Below are 267 nucleotides of genomic sequence, written 5' to 3' on the forward strand. Positions count from 1 at the left end.
TCCACCACCTGCTGCCGGAATTCACCGCGCTGGAGAACGTGATGCTGCCGGTGCTGCTCGGCGGCCGCGATTCGCCCTCGGTCAAGGAAGCCACCGCGCGCGCGACCGCGTTGCTGGAATCGGTCGGCCTCGGCCATCGCCTCGGCCACAAGCCCGGCGAGCTGTCCGGCGGCGAACGCCAGCGGGCCGCGGTCGCGCGCGCCCTGGTCAACCGCCCGGCCTGCGTGCTCGGCGACGAACCCACCGGCAACCTCGACGAGAAAACCG

At 72.7% G+C, this 267-nt stretch carries 1 protein-coding gene; it reads left to right on the plus strand.

Features of this window, described 5'->3' with window-relative positions:
- Nucleotides 1–267, plus strand: a 267-nt coding sequence (locus HKX41_11790) for an ATP-binding cassette domain-containing protein (GenBank protein ID NNC24815.1), incomplete at both ends; no start/stop codon positions are given.

This window comes from Salifodinibacter halophilus (assembly GCA_012999515.1).
In the GTDB taxonomy this organism is placed as follows: domain Bacteria; phylum Pseudomonadota; class Gammaproteobacteria; order Nevskiales; family Salinisphaeraceae; genus Salifodinibacter; species Salifodinibacter halophilus.